Origin of the sequence: Sphingobacterium hungaricum, assembly GCF_015210005.1 — a bacterium.
Taxonomy (GTDB): domain Bacteria; phylum Bacteroidota; class Bacteroidia; order Sphingobacteriales; family Sphingobacteriaceae; genus Sphingobacterium; species Sphingobacterium hungaricum.
The window spans coordinates 3,334,990-3,354,028 of the sequence record NZ_MU158698.1 but is presented as its reverse complement, the minus strand read 5'-3'; the positions used below and the strand labels follow the sequence as shown (position 1 = coordinate 3,354,028).

The window sequence follows — 19,039 nt, the reverse complement described above, 5'->3', positions numbered from 1 at the left end:
TCTTTTATTTTGGAAAGGTTTACCGCAGAGTTTTGCGGAGTTGGTCGCAGAGAAAGCGCACGAGAAACGTGTGTGCCAACGAAATTATTAACAGCTAGAAAGGCTTTTTAATTTTTACTTTTTAATTTTTACTTTTTAATTTGAAAAATACACAAAAATATTACAATCTCTACAAAATATGCCTTTTGAACCAAATAGGAGATGCGATAGCAGCCTTTCCATACTTTTGAATTTTGGATGTTTACTTTTGAATTACCCATCGGGTTACCTAATTCAATTTTCTGTATATACTGAAAACAACGACAATAATTATAAACTCGTTGACTTCTTATGGCCATTTGAAGCAATAATTTAAAAAATGATTAAATCTTTAAAAAACGTACATCATGAAAAAAATATTTATTGCTATGGCGGTTGCCTCATCGCTGGTCTTTGCTTGTCAAAATGCGGAAAAATATGATTCTTCCAATGCGTCCACCGAAGCTATTCTAGATTCCAATTCAATGGATTCTATCGATGAAGCTAAAATTATTAAAACTGCCGATATGCGCTTTCGCGTTAAAGATGTTCAAAAAACCAAAGAAGAGTTAAGCAAATCAATTCGAGAAAAAGGCGGAACGGTTGCTGAGTTTAAAATCGAAAGCAATGTCTATGAAAGTCAAAAAGTAAAACTTTCTTCGGATTCATTAAAGGAAATTAATTCTTATCGTACAGAAGGTTATCTAGTGGCAAAAATCCCGGCAGAAAAATTGGACGAATTTACCAATTCGATTCCAAAGCTTGCAGTTTTTGTCAATAGTGCCTCCATGAAGTTGGATGACCAAAGCCTGTATTACCTGTCGAATAAACTAAAAGTGGAAAATAGGGTAGAAGCGGTCGAAACCATCAATAAGTTTGCGACAAAAAAAGAACCAAACGTAGGAACTTCGCTATACATCAAAGATGATTATGTCGATAAGAAAATCGAAAATTTAAGCATTGATTCACAAGTCAAATACAGCACCATCACCTTGAATTTTTACCAAGACAATACCGTACAATCTTTTGTGGTGGCGAATGATAATCTATACAATTACAAGCCTTCGTTTGGAAATCGCCTGTTGTTGAGTTTGGAAAATGGATGGTTTATCTTTAAGGAAATTATTCTTGCCTTATCGAACCTTTGGGTTTTGTTTCTTTTGGCAGGAGCAGGTTTTTATATTTACAGAACCTACAAAGTAAAAAGAGCTTAAAATTTATACAGAAGCTTGTTCAAGCCTATACACAGAAAAAGCGGAAGATAATTCCGCTTTTTTGTTTAATAAAACTACGTAGTTAGTTTATTTTGCCATCCCCAAATGCCTTTGCAACTGTTGCTGTTTGTTTCCTAGCGCTAAGAAAACCGATTCCGTAATCCGTTCCGAAGCCAAGTCGCTATCAAACACCAATCGCCCTTGTCCTTCTTTTATAAATGGATTGGCACCCTCCGGGTTTTTATTGGAGATGCAAATAATGCCATACTTAATGTTTTTCAAGGCATTGCCGTCATAAACACCCGACATGATGACGGCGAAATTTGCTGTTTTGTCGTTGATGTCGGATTTAATTTTTCCATAAATCGTAAAATTATTTCCAGAACCTGAAATCGCTGTCGCAATGCTGGTGTCTCTTATAGCAAGAACCATTCTACCCAACATCTTAATGTTTAAATCATCATCTTGTTCGTACAAGCGGATTTTTGCGTCAGTAAATCGAAAGCCCGGCTGGTAGGTATCCTTTGGAATATTTGTTGCTTCGAGAATCAAAGGCGTAAAGCTAAAATATCCCTCTACTTTTACCGGGTCGACACCTTGATTAATGGTTAAGCCTAATTTCCTCAGCGAATCTAGGTACTGGTCAGGGATAATTTCCTGAATCTTTTTCTTCTGGATTTCCTCTTTGGTAATCTGATTAATTTCTTCTACAGCGTTACTTCCGTCACAAGCAAAAAATAGCAAACTGATGAGCAAAGCCAATACATGGTGGATAGGAGTTTTCATATTGTTTTATTTTAAGTTAATTTGATGCTAAGAATAAAGGATTGTATAACCTATCATTTATTCTAGTTGATGGTATCAAAATTAATTTCAAACACAGAAGAAGTAAATACCTCATTGAGTGATTTTTAAATCAAATTGGTTTTGATTTAGGTAATTCCGTGAAGAAATTGCCATCGCAAAAAAAATGCCTCCAATTTCTTGAAGGCATTTAAATGCTATATACTAAAGCAAGCTTATGCTTTTTCTTCAATCCATTTTCTGGCATTGACGAATGCTTCCAGCCAAGGGCTCACTTCATCCTGACGGCCTTTTGGATAATTCGCCCAGTTCCATTGGAATGTCGAGCGCTCGATATGAGGCATCGTCATTAAATGCCGTCCTGTCGCGTCACAAAGCATCGCTGTATTGAAATCCGAACCATTTGGATTGGCAGGATACTGTTCGTAACCATATTTTGCGACGATGTTGTATTTTTCTTCTGCCTCTGGCAAATGGAACTTTCCTTCGCCATGCGAAATCCAAACACCCAGCGTACTTCCTGCTAACGTGGATAGCATCACCGAATTATTCTCTTGCACATTTACCGAAACGAAATTCGATTCATGTTTCTGAGAAGTATTGTGATGCATTTTGCCATGTTCAGCATGTTCTGGATAAACAACTTCCAACTCCATAAACAATTGGCATCCATTACAGATTCCAACCGATAATGTATCTGGCCGCGCAAAGAAATCTGCTAAGGCTTTCTTTGCTTTCTCATTGTATAAGAATGCGCCAGCCCAGCCTTTTGCCGAACCTAACACATCCGAGTTCGAAAACCCGCCGACCGCACCGATAAATTGAATATCTTCCAATGTTTCACGCCCTGATATTAAATCCGTCATGTGTACATCTTTCACATCAAATCCGGCTAAGAACATTGCGTTTGCCATCTCACGTTCCGAATTAGAACCTTTTTCACGCAGGATTGCTGCTTTTGGTTTTTGCACACCGCTTGCCAATTCAGGTTTTTTGCCAGTGAACTGTGCAGGGAATGTATAGGTTAAAGGCTGTTTTTTATAGTTTTCAAAACGGATGTCCGCTTGCCCATTTTTCGTTTGCTTCTTATCCAATAAATAGGATGTTTTGAACCAAGTATCTCTTGTTTCGGCAACATCAAATGAAAACTCGTCGCCGTTGTTTTTGATTTTTACGGTATGGCCAGTTCCTGCAAAACCAATTTTTACGGCTTCAATGCCTTTTTCTTGCAATGTAGCTTCAAAAGAATTGTCTTCTTTCGCTTGTAAAACCAGTCCGATGTTTTCATTGAATAGAGCTTTTACGCTGTCTGCCTCATTTAATCCGGATAAGTCATATTCTGCTACCAAATCCACATCTGCAAAACACAATTCCAACAACGACGTAACCAATCCGCCAGAACCAATGTCGTGGCCAGCTAATATCTGTCCGTCTAGGACTAAATCTTGCACCGCGTTAAACGCGTTTTTGAAATAAGCAGCATCCTGAATCGTCGGAACCTCTTGACCGATTTTATTTAAGACCTGAGCAAATGACGAACCACCTAATTTGAATGCGTCTTTCGACAAATTGATGTAATATATCGAACCACCATCTCTTTGCAAAACTGGTTCAACAACTTTCGTAATGTCTGTACAATTTCCTGCCGCAGAAATAATCACCGTTCCAGGCGCTATAACATTCCCGTCAGGGTATTTTTGTTTCATTGATAACGAATCTTTTCCTGTCGGAATGTTGATGCCCAATTCAATGGCAAAATTTGAACAGGATTCAACCGCTTCATACAAACGCGCATCTTCGCCTTCATTATTGCATGCCCACATCCAATTTGCGGATAAAGAAACGCCCGCCAACCCATTTTTAATAGGAGCGAAGACTAAATTCGAAAGTGATTCCGCAATTGCTGTACGGCTTGCTGCAGCAGGGCTAATTAATCCCGCCACAGGCGAATGGCCGACCGAAGTTGCAATACCTTCTTTGTTGTTATACGCCAACGCCATTACCCCAACATTATTCAAAGGCAATTGCAAAGGGCCGGCACATTGTTGCTTGGCAACCAATCCACCAACACAACGGTCTACTTTATTCGTCAGCCAATCTTTGGAAGCGACCGCTTCCAATTGCAAGACTTGATTTAAATACGCAGGGATTTGTTCTGACGAATAGCTTAATGCCGCATAATTGCGTGTAATCGTTTTATCGTTCATCACCGTTTTTGGCGATGAGCCAAAGAAATCTTCCAATGCGTAATCCATTGGTTTTTCTCCTGAAGATTTTGATTGGAACGTAAAGCGATGGTCGTTGGTTACATCACCAACCGCATACATCGGTGCGCGTTCGCGTTCAGCGACACGTTTCAATTGTTCCAAGTTCTCTTCGCCGATTACCAAGCCCATGCGTTCTTGAGATTCGTTGCCAATGATTTCTTTGGCAGAAAGGGTTGGGTCGCCGATTGGCAATTTATCCAAATCAATCAAACCGCCTGTGTCTTCAACCAGTTCAGAAAGACAGTTTAAATGGCCACCCGCACCGTGGTCATGAATCGAAACAATCGGATTGTTATCCGATTCGACCATACCGCGGACTGCATTGGCAGCACGTTTCTGCATTTCAGGATTCGAACGCTGAATGGCATTCAATTCAATTCCAGAACCGAAAGCTCCAGTGTCTGCTGACGAAACAGCTGCACCGCCCATTCCAATGCGGTAATTATCGCCGCCCAATATCACAATTTTATCACCAGCTTTCGGCGCATGTTTTTTTGCTTGGTCTAATTTTCCATAACCCACACCGCCAGCTTGCATAATGACTTTGTCAAATCCTAATTTACGGGCTTCTTCTTCGTGTTCAAACGTTAGAACCGAACCTGTAATTAACGGTTGCCCAAATTTATTTCCAAAATCCGAAGCACCATTGGATGCTTTGATTAGAATATCCATCGGCGTTTGGTACAACCATTGGCGTTCGTCCATTGCTTTCTCCCAAGGACGGTTTTCTTCCAAACGGGAATAAGATGTCATGTAAATCGCTGTTCCTGCCAACGGCAAAGAACCTTGACCACCAGCTAAACGGTCACGAATCTCTCCACCCGAACCTGTTGCTGCACCGGCAAAGGGTTCAACGGTCGTCGGGAAATTATGTGTTTCGGCTTTCACCGAAATGACAGCATCATATTCCTTTTGTTCGTAATAACTTGGTACATCAGCTTGCGAAGGTGCAAACTGCGTAACGCGCGGACCTTTGATAAAAGCCACATTATCTTTATAAGCCGAAACAATTTCGTTAGGATTGGTTTCGGATGTTTTCTTAATTAATTTAAATAGGGAAGAAGGTTTTTCTACACCATCAATCACAAATGTTCCATTGAAAATCTTGTGGCGGCAATGTTCTGAATTCGCTTGCGAGAAAGCAAATACTTCCGAGTCGGTTAACTTGCGACCGATTTTAGACGCTAATCCATCTAGGTAGTCAACTTCCTCCGCGCTTAATGCCAAACCTTCGCTTGCGTTGTATGCCGCAATATCGTCGATTTCTAAAATAGGTTCCGGAGTAATATTCACCGTAAACATATCTTGCGTCAATGCCGAGAACTTCTGCGATATCATCGGGTCGAAATCAATAAAATCTTCGCTTACAGGCTGAAACTCTTCAATTCGGATAATGCCTTCAATACCCATGTTCTGAGTAATCTCAACAGCATTCGTACTCCAAGGCGAAATCATCGCTGCACGAGGTCCGACGTAGAAATTTGTAAGTGTAGCTTCTTCGAGTTTTGTTGATTTGCCAAATAACCAGTTAAGTTTAGCGATATCTTCAACGGATAGATTTTCTTGAGTTTGCACAGCAAATACGCTATGGCTTGGGTTCACAAAGAAATGAATCATTAGTGCTTTTGGATTTTCTTCAATAATAATATACAAAAATACGTTAATCCTTTGAATTTTGCGAAGTAAAAAAGCAATAAATCTTAGTAGCAATTACCGAAAATCAAAAATCCTACAGACGAAATCAATGAAAGACGAACTTGTACTATTTTACTCGATAAAACCAACATTTCCCCACAAAATTCTATCTTTGTGCTTTAATAAAAATTAAGCATGAATATTTCCTATAATTGGTTAAAGAATTATTTAAATCTTACACAAAGTCCAGAAGAAATCTCACAAGTATTGACTGATATCGGTCTTGAAGTTGAAGTTTTGGAGAAAGTAGAAAGTATTCCTGGAGGTTTAGCGGGTCTGGTTGTTGGCGAAGTGATTACTTGCGAACAACATCCTAACGCTGATAAATTAAAAATTACGACAGTCAATGTCGGTTCAGAAGAACTTTTACATATTGTTTGCGGCGCTCCGAATGTTAGGACGGGCTTAAAAGTCATTGTGGCAACGGTAGGGACGACTTGTCATCCGACGAATGGCGAACCTTTTAAAATTACGAAATCAAAAATCCGAGGTGAAGTTTCTGAAGGAATGCTATGCGGTGAGGATGAGATAGGTTTGGGTTCTTCACATGCAGGAATTGTTGAGTTACCAGCTGACGCGAATGTCGGTTCTAGTGTGAAGGAATTATACAATATTGAAGATGATTATCGCTACGAAATTGGCTTAACACCAAACCGTGCGGATGCAACTTCGCATTTAGGCGTTGCCCGTGATTTGGCAGCTTATTATAAAATGACGTATAAACTTCCTGCTGTTTCTGAATTCAAAGCTGGCAACCAAGTTTTTGAAACGGTCGAAGTAACGAATTCCGAAGCTTGTCCGCGCTACGCAGGTGTTCATATCAACAATATTCAAATAGCGGAATCGCCTGATTGGTTAAAAGAAAAATTGAATGTAATCGGCGTTCGCCCAATCAATAATATCGTTGATATCACGAATTATATCTTGCATGATTTAGGTCAACCTTTACATGCATTCGATGCAGATAAAATCGCTGGAAATAAAGTGATTGTACGGTTAGCTACGGAAGCTGAAAAATTTGTGACGTTAGATGGAGTGGAACGTACATTAGGTACTGAGGATTTAGTCATTGCGGATGCAGAGAAACCGATGTGTATTGCCGGAGTTTTTGGCGGTTTAGATTCTGGTGTATCAGAAGCGACGACTTCCATCTTCTTAGAAAGTGCTTATTTCAATTCGGTTTATGTTCGTAAAACATCGAAGAAATTAGGCTTGAAAACCGATTCTTCATTCCGTTTTGAACGTGGTACGGACCCGAATATGCCCGTTGTTGCTTTGCAAAAAGCTACTTTGCTGATTCAAGAATTAGCTGGCGGTGAGGTTGTATCTTCAGTGACCGATATTTATCCGAATCCTGTCGCGCCATTTGAATTCGTGGTGAATTATGGACGCGTACAGCGATTGATTGGTAAAGACATTCCGGCAGGAGAGATTAAAGCAATTATTCTGGCTTTAGGAATTACAGTTTCGCAGGAAAATGAAGAAGAAATTACTGTGCAGGTTCCGCCTTATAAAGTGGATGTGACGCGTGAAGTGGATGTGATTGAGGAGGTTCTTCGTATCTACGGATACAACAATATTGAATTGAAGTCCCAAATAAAAGCTTCATTAAACACCTCTGAAAAACCTGATAAAGAAGTAGTTTTAAATCAGGTTGCTGACTTGTTAATTGCAAATGGCTATCGGGAAACTCTTTCCAATTCATTGACGAAAGAAGCGTATGTTGAAAATATAGATACTGCTGTGAAGTTGTTGAATCCATTGAGTTCGGATTTGGATACGATGCGCCAAAACCTGTTGTTCTCAGGTTTAACCGCCGTTGCTTACAATCAGAATCGACGCAGTCCCGATTTGAAATTATTCGAATTTGGCAAAAGCTATTTCTTGAAAGAGAGCGGTTACGAAGAAAATGTACATTTGGCATTAACCATAACAGGTAAGAATGAAGCAGAGCAATGGAATACGGAGGCAAAGAATGTGAGTTTTTATCAGCTGAAATCCGCTGTTGATGCCATTCTAAAGCGTTTGAAATTAGCAGATGTGCGAGCTGAAGAAACGAGTTCTACGTACTTTGATTATGGATTGGACTATAAGAAAGGGGAGAAAGTAGTTGTTTCTTTTGGTGCTGTCGCAAAAACGAATGTCAAAATATCAGAAGCGGAAGGCGAAATTTTCTTTGCGCAGTTTGATTGGAATGCTGTGCTGAAATTTATCAGGAAGAACCAGATTAAGTTTCAAGAAGTTTCTAAATATCCCGCGGTTCGCCGTGATTTAGCTTTGTTGCTTGACGAAGCCGTTCATTTTGAGCAACTAAAGCAAATAGCATTCAAGACGGAGCGCAAGCTTTTGAAAGATGTGACCATCTTTGATGTGTATAAAGGCGATAAATTACCAGCGGGCAAAAAATCTTATGCGTTAAGTTTTGTGCTTCAGGATGAAGAAAAAACGCTAACGGATAAGCAAATTGATGGGATTATTCAAAAATTAATTCTTAACTTTGAGAAAGAAGTTAGTGCTAAAGTGCGCTAAGGTCGATTTAAAAGGAATAATTGCGAAATATGGCTGCTTTATCTTCACAAATGAATGTCATCGTTGAGAAAACGAAAAACTTAATTCAAATGTGTGAAGCCTTACAAGAAGAGAATGACTTGTTAAAATTAGAAGTTCAATCCTTGCAAGTCGCTTTTGAAACCAGTTCTGAAAAAGTCAAACAGCTTGATGAGAAGTTGCGCGTGATGGCTGTAGCAAAGAGTTTGGACGAAACGGTGGTAGATAAAGAAGTAATAAACGAAAAAATACTTGACACAAAACAAAAAATTAACGATTTTGTGCGAGAAATAGACAAATGTATAGGTTTACTAAAATAGCGGTTTGCTAAATTAAGACCTATCCGTTCATAAGCTCAAACAAATGGGAGACATTTCCATAAAAATAAATATCGCTGACCGCGTTTATCCACTGAGAGTAGAGGCAGAGGAAGAAGAGGTTATCCGCCACGCAGCGAAGTTAATAAATGAAAAAATAAAGGAATTGCAAGAAAATTATGCAGTTCGTGATAAACAGGATTTATTGTCCATGTGTGTGTTGCAATATGCTACAGGGATGATTAAAGCAGAAAAGGGAGCAAAAAGCCAGGATGCTGGTTTGGAGCAATCCATTCACGAATTGGATGATTTACTAACGGATTTCTTTAGAAAATAAAAATCGTTCTTTATTTAGAGCTTTAAAACGACGAATTTGCCGCAGTTAAATTCGGGTTGTCACTATTTTAAACTTAACGCTTCAATATCACGAGCGAACAAAGATGAAGGCCATTTTGCGTAAGCCATCTAGGTCATGATCAATTGCTCAAACCATGTGAAATCGAAGTTTAAACATACATGATACCTGATAATTTAATTGCGGTTTTTTTTTGAGAAAAATTTAACTAAAAACAATTATATAAATAAATACAAATGGAGTTATCAACAACAATATCAATTATAATTTCGCTTATCGTTGGTATTCTTATAGGTCGCTTTCTATTGGGCATGCTGCTAAAAAAGCAGGAGCAAGCCGCGAAAGAAAAGGCATCAAGCATACTTAAAGAAGCGGAACAGCAAGCTGAGCATACCAAAAAGCAGCGTATGCTGGAGGCAAAGGAGAAATTTTTAGCGTTAAAGGCGGAGCATGAAAAAGAAGTCAATCAGCGCAACAATACCATTTCTCAAAAAGAAAATTCGATTCGTCAAAAAGAGCAGTCGATCAATCAGAAATTAGAAACATTAAATCGCGAAAAGCAGGACATTGATGCTAAAAACAAAAAATTAGATCAATTGGTCGAAGTGAATGAGAATAAACGTGATGAAATTGAGCAATTAAAAGCGCAGCAGATCAAGCAACTAGAAAGCGTTGCTGGTGTGACTGCCGAAGAAGCGAAGGAACAATTGGTTTCAAACTTACGTGAAGAAGCTCGCTCACAAGCGATTGCACAGATTAAAGACATTGTTGACGAAGCGAAGTTAACAGCCTCGAAAGAAGCGAAGAAAGTCGTTATCCAAACCATTCAGCGTACGGCTACAGAATCGGCAATCGAAAATACAGTTTCCATCTTCAATATTGAAAATGATGAAATCAAAGGCCGTATTATTGGTCGTGAAGGACGTAATATTCGTGCGCTAGAAGCCGCAACAGGAGTCGAGATTATTGTTGATGATACACCGGAGGCGATTATCTTATCAGGTTTTGATCCGGTAAGACGCGAAATCGCACGCTTATCCTTACACCGTTTGGTAACGGATGGTCGTATTCACCCGGCACGTATCGAAGAAGTGGTTGCTAAGACTCGTACACAGATTGAAGATGAAATCGTTGAAATCGGTGAACGTACAGCGATTGATTTAGGTATCCATGGTTTGCATCCGGAATTAATCCGAATGGTAGGCCGTATGCGTTACCGTTCTTCTTATGGTCAGAATCTTTTGCAACACTCGCGCGAAGTGGCGAATTTTGCCGCAACAATGGCTGCAGAGTTGGGCTTAAATGTGAAGTTAGCTAAGCGTGCAGGATTATTGCATGATATTGGTAAGGTGCCAGATGACAACCCAGAATTGCCTCACGCTATTCTTGGTATGCAGTTGGCAGAGAAATATAAAGAACATCCAGAAGTATGTAATGCAATCGGTGCTCACCACGATGAAATCGAAATGACATCGATGATTTCTCCAGTTGTTCAAGCTTGTGATGCGATTTCAGGCGCTCGTCCTGGTGCTCGCCGCGAGGTTGTAGAAAGTTACATCAAACGTCTGAAAGATTTGGAAGCCTTGGCGCTGTCATATCCAGGTGTGGAGAAAACATTTGCTATTCAGGCTGGACGTGAACTGCGTGTTATCGTAGAGAGCGAAAAGATTACAGATGTTCAATCGGAAATCTTAGCGGCAGATATTTCTAACCGCATTCAAACGGAGATGACTTATCCAGGTCAGATTAAGGTGACGGTTATTCGAGAGACCCGATCGGTTTCTTATGCAAAATAAAGGAGAGGAGCTGAAAAGCTCCTTTTTCTTTGTTTATTGTTTTTTCTCAAATAGTAATTGGGGACCATCCACATAACTCTTATCTAAAACCATCAAGCCTTCGCGATATCCCAATACCCAATCCGTATTTTCGATAATTACTCCTTTAGAAGTTTTAAAAGTGGCGTGGCTATCAATCAATTCATACGAGTAGGTTCCAGGTTCATATGCGAAATGACTAGCACCTGTTACCCGTAGCGTATTATTTGAGATAAAACTATACATGATGTTTTCTGACCGAAAATCTTTACTTACAAGTTCTATACGGCCATTCAGCATCATTTGTGGAGATTGAACTTCTACCAATTGCCAATCACCGATTAGTTCATTAGTTTCATCTTTGGAACAAGATAGCATACACATGGATGCGATTAAAAAGATATAGAGCGTTCTCATATAAAAATAGGTTTTCTTATAAAATATTGTATATAACGAAGTTATGCAATTTTTCGCTACACTTGTCATTTAGTTGCTTAACAGTACTTCAGATAAAATTTCGGTATTTAAAAATCGAGGTTTCGGATGTATTTTTATCATGAAATCCGAATTGTTAGTCCAAAATCATTTCAATGGCTTAAAGCCATGACATGCCCCTAAAATTCCTATCTTTGTAGCTGTCGAGGTTAATATATGAGTAAAGATCAATTGAAAATAGGAGTCATCGGAAGCGGGAGTTGGGCAACGGCGATGGTCAAAATGCTAAGTGATAATCAGGTTCCGAAATCCATTTTATGGTGGGTGCGCAAATCAGATGACATCGAGTATATTCTGAGCCATAAGCATAATCCTTCCTATTTAAGCGCGGTGGAAATCCATCTTCCAAAAGAAAATATTTCCTGCAATGCACAGCAAATTATTCAGGATTCCGATATTGTTATTTTAAACACGCCTTCAGCTTATCTAAAACAGGCTTTAAAGGATGTCAAAGCAGAGGATTTTCAAGATAAAATCGTTGTTTCGGCAATTAAGGGAATTGTTCCTGACGAAAATTTAGTCGTTGGAGAATACCTGACAAATACCTATCAGATTCCTTTTCAGAATATTGTTGCGATTGGTGGGCCATGCCATGCCGAAGAAGTATCGCTGGAGAAGCTGTCGTATTTGACAATTGCGTCTGAAAGCGAAGAACACGCAAGGCATGTTGCGGATATATTGTCGACGCATTACATTCATACGATTACTTCTTCGGACGTCATCGGTGTCGAGTTTGGTGCGGTTCTAAAGAATATTTATGCCTTGGCAGGAGGGATTTGCCATGGATTGGGTTATGGCGATAATTTTCAGGCGGTCTTAGTGACCAATGCAATCCGGGAGATGGAAGATTTTTTGGAACAAATCAATCCCAGCGACCGGAATATTAACAATTCGGCTTATTTAGGCGACTTATTGGTTACGGCTTATTCTCAATTTAGCAGAAACCGGACATTTGGCAATATGATTGGCAAAGGCTATAGTGTTCAGTCTGCACAATTGGAGATGAATATGATTGCCGAAGGCTATTATGCTACCGGATGTATTCAAGCCATCTGTTCAAGAAAGGGAATCAGCTTACCGATTTGCGATACCGTGTATCGCATTCTGTACCAGAATCGTCCGGCAAATCAAGAAATAAAAGTATTAGCGAATAAACTAACATAATGGTCAATAAAGAACAGATAGCTCAGGAATATCAGAAGATTCAAGATGAAATTTGCACGGCGCTAGAGAAGCTGGATGGGAAAGCTCATTTTGTAGAGGAAGTTTGGGAACGTGAGGGCGGAGGCGGAGGCCGAACGCGCATTATCCAAAATGGAAATGTATTTGAAAAAGGCGGTGTCAACTTTTCGGCTGTCTACGGAAAACTTCCAGAGCCTATCAAGAAAGCGTTTGGCGTGGATGAAGATGATTTTTTTGCATGCGGTGTGTCGATTGTCATTCATCCCAATAATCCTTTTGTTCCGATTATCCACATGAATATCCGCTATTTTGAACTGAACGAACAGGTACGCTGGTTTGGCGGTGGGATTGATTTGACCCCTCACTATATCCAGGATGCTGACGCAACTTATTTTCATCAGGCATTAAAAACTGTTTCTGACAAGCATAGCCCTACTTTCTATGCGGACTTTAAAACTTGGGCTGACAACTATTTCTTTATTAAACATCGCAATGAAACTCGCGGAATCGGCGGAGTGTTTTACGATAAGCTGACTCCTGAAAAAACAGGCCTATCTTACGACGAATTGTTTGCGTATTCCTGCGACCTAGGTCGTACATTCGCTCCAACATATAGCGAGATTGTGAACCGCAACCGCGATAAATCCTATTCCGACAGGGAAAAAGAATGGCAATTCCTTCGCCGGGGGCGTTATGTAGAGTTTAACTTGGTCTATGACGCAGGTACAAAATTTGGATTAGAAACAAACGGGCGAATCGAATCGATTTTGATGAGTCTGCCTAAACAAGCAAATTGGTTCTATGATTTTAAAACAGAAGCTGGTTCGGAAGAAGAACGTACGCTGTCTCTTTTAAAGAAAGACATAGACTGGTTAGCGATATAATTTAAAAATAACATGGTTCATTATAAAAAATTTACACTGGACAACGGTCTCCGCGTCCTTGTGCACGAAGACCATAGCACAGCGATGGCTTGCGTGAATATCCTCTATGATGTTGGCGCTCGGGATGAAAATCCAGAACAGACCGGGTTTGCGCATCTTTTCGAGCATTTGATGTTCGGCGGTTCGGTGAATATCCCGAACTACGACACGCCACTTCAGCAAGTCGGCGGAGAAAATAATGCGTTTACGAGCAACGATATCACTAACTATTACATTACGCTTCCAGCGAATAATTTGGAAACTGCTTTTTGGCTGGAAAGCGACCGCATGCTGAGCTTGGCTTTTTCAGAACAAAGCCTGGAAGTGCAACGTCAGGTTGTTATAGAGGAATTTAAACAGCGCTATTTAAATCAGCCTTATGGCGATGTCTGGTTAAAGCTTCGTCCGTTAGCTTACAAAGAACATCCTTACCGCTGGGCGACCATCGGAAAAGAACTGAAACATATTGAAGATGCAAAGATGGAGGATGTCAAAGCCTTTTTCGATACGCATTACACACCTCAGCATGCCATTATGGTTATTGCAGGTGATGTTGATTTTGAGGGCGTGAAATCTTTAGCTGAAAAATGGTTTGGAGACATTCCGGCAGGCGAAAAAATTGAACGGTATTTACCTCAAGAACCAAAGCAGACAGAAGCTCGCCGGGAAACTGTGGAGGCGGATGTGCCTTTGGAAAGCATTTACATCGCTTTTCATGGAGAAGAGCGCATGCATGCTGACTATTATGCGACAGATTTGATTTCAGATATTTTGTCTCGCGGTTCTTCATCGCGCTTATATAGAAGTCTGGTCAAAGAAGAGCCAATTTTTTCAGAGGTGAATGCCTACATGATGGGAAGCTTGGATACGAATTTATTTGTTTTGGAAGGAAAACCTTCCGAAGGAGTTTCGCTAGCAGACGCTGAACAGGCATTATGGGCGCAATTGGAACGCTTGAAAACGGAATTGGTGACGGAACATGAATTGGAAAAAGTTAAGAATAAAGTCGAGTCGACCATGGTATTTTCTGAACTTTCGATTCTGGATAAGGCAATGAACTTGGCTTATTTCGAACTGTTGGGCGATGCTGATTTATACAATCAGGAAATCGAAAAGTATCTTCAAGTAAAACCTGAAGACATAAGACGCGTTGCGAATGCTATTTTTAGGGAAGAAAACTCGTCGACCTTGCTTTACAAACCTTTAGTAAAAGAAACACATGCTGAACAGAATTAATAGCCCAGAATATAAAGAAATCACCGGAATCCATCTTATCCATCCAAAGGAATATGCTTATGGAAACGGCTTGAAGGCATTTGTGTTCGCATCGGAGGATCATTCGCTAATCAAAGCGGAATTTATATTTGCCAACGTTTTTGAATCGCCTGAAAACCCTTTGCTGAATACAGCTTTGTCTTCATTGATTAAAGAAGGAACTACTCGACTGACGAGCGCAGAAATCGCCGAGCAGGTTGATTTTTACGGGGCGTTTCTCGTGCCCGAATATAGTTATGACCATACCGCCATTACTGTTTATACCTTAAAAAAATATGCGCATAAAATTTTTCCGATTGTCAAAGACATCTTAATGGATGCAATCATTCCGGAAAAGGAATTGCAGACCTACATTCGCAACAACAAGCAAACCTTGCAGGTTTCGCTGGAAAAGAATGATTTTGTCGCTCGAAAGCAATTCTACAAAAGCGTGTTTGGAAATACCCTCTATGGCATAACGCCAACCAAGGAAGGTTTGGACGCATTGACCAGAGCTGACCTGTTGGCTCTTTACCAAAAACAGATCCGCCCTTCGAATTGTACATTGATACTTGCAGGGGCTGTGGATCAGCAGACTTTGGGATTGATTGAAAATTTATTTGTTTCCGACTGGCATTCGCCAGAAAATCAAATTCAGTTAAAAGCGCCTGTGTTTGAGCCAGCAGTCGCTGATTTTATCTTTGAAGAACGCAAAGATTCGGTGCAATCTGCTATTCGAATGGGTTATCAGTTAATTAATCGTACCGATCCAAACTATGCGTCAGTTCAATTTGTGAATACGCTTTTCGGTGGATTTTTTGGTTCTCGCCTGATGAAAAACATTCGGGAAGAGAAGGGCTACACCTATAGCATCGGTTCTGCGGTTGCGAGCTTAAAATATAGCGGTTTCTTTACCATAGCGACCGAAGTTGGCGTGGATGTGACTTCTGCGACCTTGTCCGAAATCGAAAAGGAATTTAGCCTGCTTCGCACTGAAATTCCAACAGAAGAAGAAGTACAGTTGGTTCGGAATTATTTATTGGGCACCATGCTAGGAAGCTTGGAATCTATATTCTCCCATGCGGATAAATTCAAAGCCGTCTACTTCTCGGGAATGGATCTGAGCTATTACCAGCGCTATACCGAAAGCATACAGGCCATGACTCCTGCTAAAGTAAAAGAAATAGCTGGTCAATATTTTGATTATCAACAATTAACGAAGGTAGTTGTTGGGAAGTTGGATTAGATTTGAGATTTGAGATTTTCTTTTTGAAGATTGAATAGGAATGGGCATTAGCCCATTTTTTATTAGTCATTTAAATGGGATAATAATAGAATAGGATTTTTGATAGTTTACTTATTCGATTTACTTTTACCTCTCGAAAAAATAACAATTCACTTTTTTTATTTCTATTTCGCTAAGATCCGCTCTGAAATAAAATCAAAAATTTGGGAGCAAAAACCAGCAATCCAATTATAAAGGCGGTTATCGAACTAATCAGTACAGCTCCAGCAGAAATGTCTTTAATTTTTTTAATCCGATTATCTCTTTCTGCTGAAATAAAATCAGAAATATTCTCAATCGCAGTATTTATTATTTCTGTTACGAGTACAAACCCAATCGCAAAAAAAACGGCCATCCAATCATAAATAGTTATTTTAAAATATAAACCCATTAAAATGACCGAGATGGCAAGAAAGAAATGTATTCTTGCATTATGTTCTTCAATCCAAAGCGTTTTCAATCCGTTAATCGCATACGAAAAACTGTTCAGTCTTTTTCGAGGAGAAAATTTTTCTTGTTTCATGAAGGTTATTTTTAACAAATATATTGCTTTTATTTCTTGTTAAAATAATTTTCAAAATGAAAAAAGCCTCGAACTAATCGAGGCTTTTTTGCTAATAAGGCCTTGGATTAATCCAATACATATTTTACACCTTCAAAAGTCATTTTGACTGGAAGAATCAATCCGTTTTCGTCAAATTTCATTTCGTCTATACAAGTTTCGCGTTCGTAAGATTGTTTTTTTCCTAATGGTCTGCGGTGATACACGATAAAATATTTGTCCTTATTCGGAACTTTGATGACCGAATGATGTCCAGCACCAGTCGCTATCGTCGCATCCTGTTCCAAAATAGTCGCAATGCGTTCGAAAGGGCCAAATGGCGAATCAGCGATAGCGTAAGCCACTTTATAATCTGGGCCAGTCCATCCGCCTTCAGACCACATAAAATAATATTTTCCGTCTTTGATAAACATAAATGGACCTTCTACATAATCCTTTGGCGTGATTTCTTTATAGATCGATCCATCTTCAAAAGGGATCAGGCTTTTAAAATCATCGCTCAGTTTCACAACATTACAATGTTTCCATCCGCCATAATACATATAATAAGAACCGTCTTTGTCTTTAAACACAAATTGGTCAATCGGTTGTGCGCCATTAACGATGTCGTTGATCAATGGCTTTCCAATCAAATCTTTGTAAGGGCCTTCGGGCTTATCCGCCACAGCGACACCGATACCTCCGATTTCGCCTTCATGCACGTCATTTGCACCGAAGAATATATAATATTTGCCATCCTTTTCGATTACACTCGGCGCCCACATCGCTTTTTCAGCCCAAGTGATCGCTTTGTTGTCCAAAATCGTTTCATGTTTTGTCCAGTTGACCAAATCTTTAGAAGAGAATGCATCGAATTTTATCTGTTGCTCATACGGAGCGGAATAGGTCGGGAACACCCAATATTCGTTGTTATAAATAATTCCTTCCGGATCGGCATACCATCCCGGAAATACTGGATTCTGCTGTGCTTTGGCAAATGAAATTAGAAAAATGAACTGAATTAGCAAGAAATTTCTCATATATAAGATTTTAAGATGATTAACCGTAATAATACTAAATCAAATTAATACTGTCAATTATTTTTGGTTTTAATTTGTGAATGATGTTAGAAAATGGCAGTAGATAAACTGTGCTAAGTCGGAACTGTTCTCCATGATCCAAAAAAATCTTCTTGTTGCAGACTGATACTAACTGGAAGCTTTGAAAAGTACGCTTGATTGTGTATTTTCATCAAAAGATTTGCTGGTAAGCAAGATTACCCTATAGGTTATGAACTATTTTAACAGTGTTAGTATCAATGACAAAATAACTCTTTTCTTCTTCTCAATTCTCCTTTTGACTATTGGGTATATTGGCTATGCTTTTATAACCGCACAATTTGAAACGCACAGATCTTGGGTTTACTCGATTGACAATAATTCTCAGGACATTGTGGCTAGTGCAAGCGAAAACGAAATATTTCTTTGGGATAAACGCAAATGTACAAGCAGATTAATTGGACATACCGATTCCATAAAGTCTGTCGCTTTTTCTCCTAACGGACAATATATTGTAAGTGGAAGTATTGATAAATCAACTAAAGTATGGTCGTTTGCAAACAAAAAAGTAATTAGAACATTAAGTGGACACAAGGAAGGTGTGAACAAGGTTAAATTCAGCAAATCAAATACCTACGTCATCAGCGCTGGCTATGACGACAAAATGTTGATTTGGGATTGGATGAATGATAAAATTGTGAAAGAACTTGATATCAAGCATACTGATTTTTCAATCAATGACCAAGATATCTTAGCTTACATCGATCCTTCTTGTTTATTAACACTTTTTGATTTAAAATCAATGCAAGAGCTACGAATTATTGGAAAGTTCTGTGGTTCGCCAGTATTCAACCCATCGAAAAATATAATTGCTGTAGAGGATAGTAGTTTCAGTTTTATAGATTTAAACGCTAATAAAGTGTTGTCAACACTAACTATGCTTGAGGAGAATTCAGCACTAGGTATAAGCGCGTTTAAATTCACGCCAGATGGACAGTATTTAGCCGCTGGGATACTTGGTGGCGAAATTGAAATATGGGATTGGCAGAAAGGAGAACTAGTCACCTCGATGCTTGGAAACAATTTAAGTTCTGTTGACGATTTATCTTTTAATAACAAAAACCAGCTTATAAGTGCTTCTGCGAACGGGTCTTTAAAGTTTTGGAATTGGAATACCGGCGAATTGGAAAAGATTGTGGGTGATGGATTATTCCGGCTAAAATTATATGGCTTTGAGACTGTAACGTGAACTGCGTCAGCGGAATAATTT

The 19,039-nt window shown here is 39.4% G+C and carries 15 protein-coding genes; 10 read left to right on the top strand and 5 right to left on the bottom strand.

The window, feature by feature from the left end:
- Positions 1–386 precede the first annotated feature (386 nt).
- The gene (locus tag C4F49_RS17910) at positions 387–1,232 is read left to right on the top strand and encodes a DUF4349 domain-containing protein (protein WP_231388369.1); all 846 of its coding nucleotides are present in this window, start codon (positions 387–389) and stop codon (positions 1,230–1,232) included.
- Between the two features lie 87 nt (positions 1,233–1,319).
- Here C4F49_RS17910 and C4F49_RS17905 read toward each other — a convergent pair whose 3' ends face one another.
- Both C4F49_RS17905 and purL read right to left on the bottom strand, forming a co-directional pair.
- On the bottom strand, positions 1,320–2,018 hold the full coding sequence (locus C4F49_RS17905) for a hypothetical protein (RefSeq protein ID WP_196937194.1): 699 nt from the start codon (positions 2,016–2,018) through the stop codon (positions 1,320–1,322).
- Between the two features lie 233 nt (positions 2,019–2,251).
- On the bottom strand, positions 2,252–5,920 hold the full coding sequence (purL, locus tag C4F49_RS17900; RefSeq protein WP_196937314.1) for a phosphoribosylformylglycinamidine synthase: 3,669 nt from the start codon (positions 5,918–5,920) through the stop codon (positions 2,252–2,254).
- Between the two features lie 213 nt (positions 5,921–6,133).
- Here purL and pheT point away from each other — a divergent pair, with 213 nt between their 5' ends.
- The 4 genes from pheT (at position 6,134) to rny (ending at position 11,013) form a co-directional block, all read left to right on the top strand.
- The gene (pheT, locus tag C4F49_RS17895; RefSeq protein WP_196937193.1) at positions 6,134–8,527 is read left to right on the top strand and encodes a phenylalanine--tRNA ligase subunit beta; all 2,394 of its coding nucleotides are present in this window, start codon (positions 6,134–6,136) and stop codon (positions 8,525–8,527) included.
- Positions 8,528–8,556: 29 nt separating this feature from the next.
- A complete protein-coding gene (locus tag C4F49_RS17890; protein WP_196937192.1) occupies positions 8,557–8,865 on the top strand; it encodes a hypothetical protein in 309 nt (102 codons plus the stop codon).
- A 43-nt stretch (positions 8,866–8,908) separates the two neighbouring features.
- On the top strand, positions 8,909–9,199 hold the full coding sequence (locus C4F49_RS17885) for a cell division protein ZapA (RefSeq protein ID WP_196937191.1): 291 nt from the start codon (positions 8,909–8,911) through the stop codon (positions 9,197–9,199).
- A 254-nt stretch (positions 9,200–9,453) separates the two neighbouring features.
- A complete protein-coding gene (gene rny / locus C4F49_RS17880) occupies positions 9,454–11,013 on the top strand; it encodes a ribonuclease Y (RefSeq protein WP_196937190.1) in 1,560 nt (519 codons plus the stop codon).
- Positions 11,014–11,046: 33 nt separating this feature from the next.
- Here rny and C4F49_RS17875 read toward each other — a convergent pair whose 3' ends face one another.
- Positions 11,047–11,448 carry a hypothetical protein gene (locus C4F49_RS17875; RefSeq protein ID WP_196937189.1) on the bottom strand — a complete coding sequence of 134 codons (402 nt, stop codon included), beginning with the start codon at positions 11,446–11,448 and terminating at the stop codon, positions 11,047–11,049.
- Positions 11,449–11,682: 234 nt separating this feature from the next.
- Here C4F49_RS17875 and C4F49_RS17870 point away from each other — a divergent pair, with 234 nt between their 5' ends.
- The 4 genes from C4F49_RS17870 to C4F49_RS17855 are packed head-to-tail and all read left to right on the top strand — an operon-like array spanning position 11,683 to position 16,131.
- The gene (locus C4F49_RS17870) at positions 11,683–12,690 is read left to right on the top strand and encodes an NAD(P)H-dependent glycerol-3-phosphate dehydrogenase (protein ID WP_196937188.1); all 1,008 of its coding nucleotides are present in this window, start codon (positions 11,683–11,685) and stop codon (positions 12,688–12,690) included.
- A complete protein-coding gene (gene hemF, locus C4F49_RS17865; RefSeq protein ID WP_196937187.1) occupies positions 12,690–13,592 on the top strand; it encodes an oxygen-dependent coproporphyrinogen oxidase in 903 nt (300 codons plus the stop codon). The genes C4F49_RS17870 and hemF overlap by 1 nt, the downstream gene beginning before the upstream one ends.
- Before the next feature lie 12 nt (positions 13,593–13,604).
- Positions 13,605–14,867, top strand: a complete 1,263-nt coding sequence (locus tag C4F49_RS17860; protein ID WP_196937186.1) for a M16 family metallopeptidase — start codon at positions 13,605–13,607, stop codon at positions 14,865–14,867.
- Entirely contained in the window at positions 14,851–16,131 is a 1,281-nt protein-coding gene (locus C4F49_RS17855) for a M16 family metallopeptidase (RefSeq protein ID WP_196937185.1), read from the top strand. The genes C4F49_RS17860 and C4F49_RS17855 overlap by 17 nt, the downstream gene beginning before the upstream one ends.
- 172 nt (positions 16,132–16,303) lie before the next feature.
- Here the strand turns inward: C4F49_RS17855 and C4F49_RS17850 are convergent, their stop codons facing one another.
- Positions 16,304–16,693 (bottom strand): diacylglycerol kinase family protein, encoded by a 390-nt coding sequence (locus C4F49_RS17850; RefSeq protein ID WP_196937184.1) that lies wholly within the window; start codon positions 16,691–16,693, stop codon positions 16,304–16,306.
- A gap of 107 nt (positions 16,694–16,800) precedes the next feature.
- Positions 16,801–17,751: a glycoside hydrolase family 43 protein gene (locus C4F49_RS17845; RefSeq protein WP_196937183.1), complete on the bottom strand. Its 951-nt coding sequence runs from the start codon at positions 17,749–17,751 to the stop codon at positions 16,801–16,803.
- A gap of 250 nt (positions 17,752–18,001) precedes the next feature.
- On the opposite strand from C4F49_RS17845, the gene C4F49_RS17840 reads away from it, so the two are divergent.
- On the top strand, positions 18,002–19,018 hold the full coding sequence (locus C4F49_RS17840) for a WD40 repeat domain-containing protein (protein ID WP_196937182.1): 1,017 nt from the start codon (positions 18,002–18,004) through the stop codon (positions 19,016–19,018).
- Positions 19,019–19,039: the final 21 nt, after the last annotated feature.

Bases quoted from the DNA above. Each gene is read 5' to 3' on its own strand.
- C4F49_RS17885 (WP_196937191.1), top strand. From the start codon at position 8,909: ATGGGAGACATTTCCATAAAAATAAATATCGCTGACCGCGTTTATCCA.
- C4F49_RS17860 (WP_196937186.1), top strand. From the start codon at position 13,605: ATGGTTCATTATAAAAAATTTACACTGGACAACGGTCTCCGCGTCCTT.
- C4F49_RS17850 (WP_196937184.1), bottom strand. From the start codon at position 16,693: ATGAAACAAGAAAAATTTTCTCCTCGAAAAAGACTGAACAGTTTTTCG.
- C4F49_RS17845 (WP_196937183.1), bottom strand. From the start codon at position 17,751: ATGAGAAATTTCTTGCTAATTCAGTTCATTTTTCTAATTTCATTTGCC.
- rny (WP_196937190.1), top strand. From the start codon at position 9,454: ATGGAGTTATCAACAACAATATCAATTATAATTTCGCTTATCGTTGGT.
- C4F49_RS17910 (WP_231388369.1), top strand. From the start codon at position 387: ATGAAAAAAATATTTATTGCTATGGCGGTTGCCTCATCGCTGGTCTTT.
- C4F49_RS17870 (WP_196937188.1), top strand. From the start codon at position 11,683: ATGAGTAAAGATCAATTGAAAATAGGAGTCATCGGAAGCGGGAGTTGG.
- hemF (WP_196937187.1), top strand. From the start codon at position 12,690: ATGGTCAATAAAGAACAGATAGCTCAGGAATATCAGAAGATTCAAGAT.
- C4F49_RS17875 (WP_196937189.1), bottom strand. From the start codon at position 11,448: ATGAGAACGCTCTATATCTTTTTAATCGCATCCATGTGTATGCTATCT.
- C4F49_RS17905 (WP_196937194.1), bottom strand. From the start codon at position 2,018: ATGAAAACTCCTATCCACCATGTATTGGCTTTGCTCATCAGTTTGCTA.
- purL (WP_196937314.1), bottom strand. From the start codon at position 5,920: ATGATTCATTTCTTTGTGAACCCAAGCCATAGCGTATTTGCTGTGCAA.
- C4F49_RS17890 (WP_196937192.1), top strand. From the start codon at position 8,557: ATGGCTGCTTTATCTTCACAAATGAATGTCATCGTTGAGAAAACGAAA.
- C4F49_RS17840 (WP_196937182.1), top strand. From the start codon at position 18,002: ATGAACTATTTTAACAGTGTTAGTATCAATGACAAAATAACTCTTTTC.
- pheT (WP_196937193.1), top strand. From the start codon at position 6,134: ATGAATATTTCCTATAATTGGTTAAAGAATTATTTAAATCTTACACAA.
- C4F49_RS17855 (WP_196937185.1), top strand. From the start codon at position 14,851: ATGCTGAACAGAATTAATAGCCCAGAATATAAAGAAATCACCGGAATC.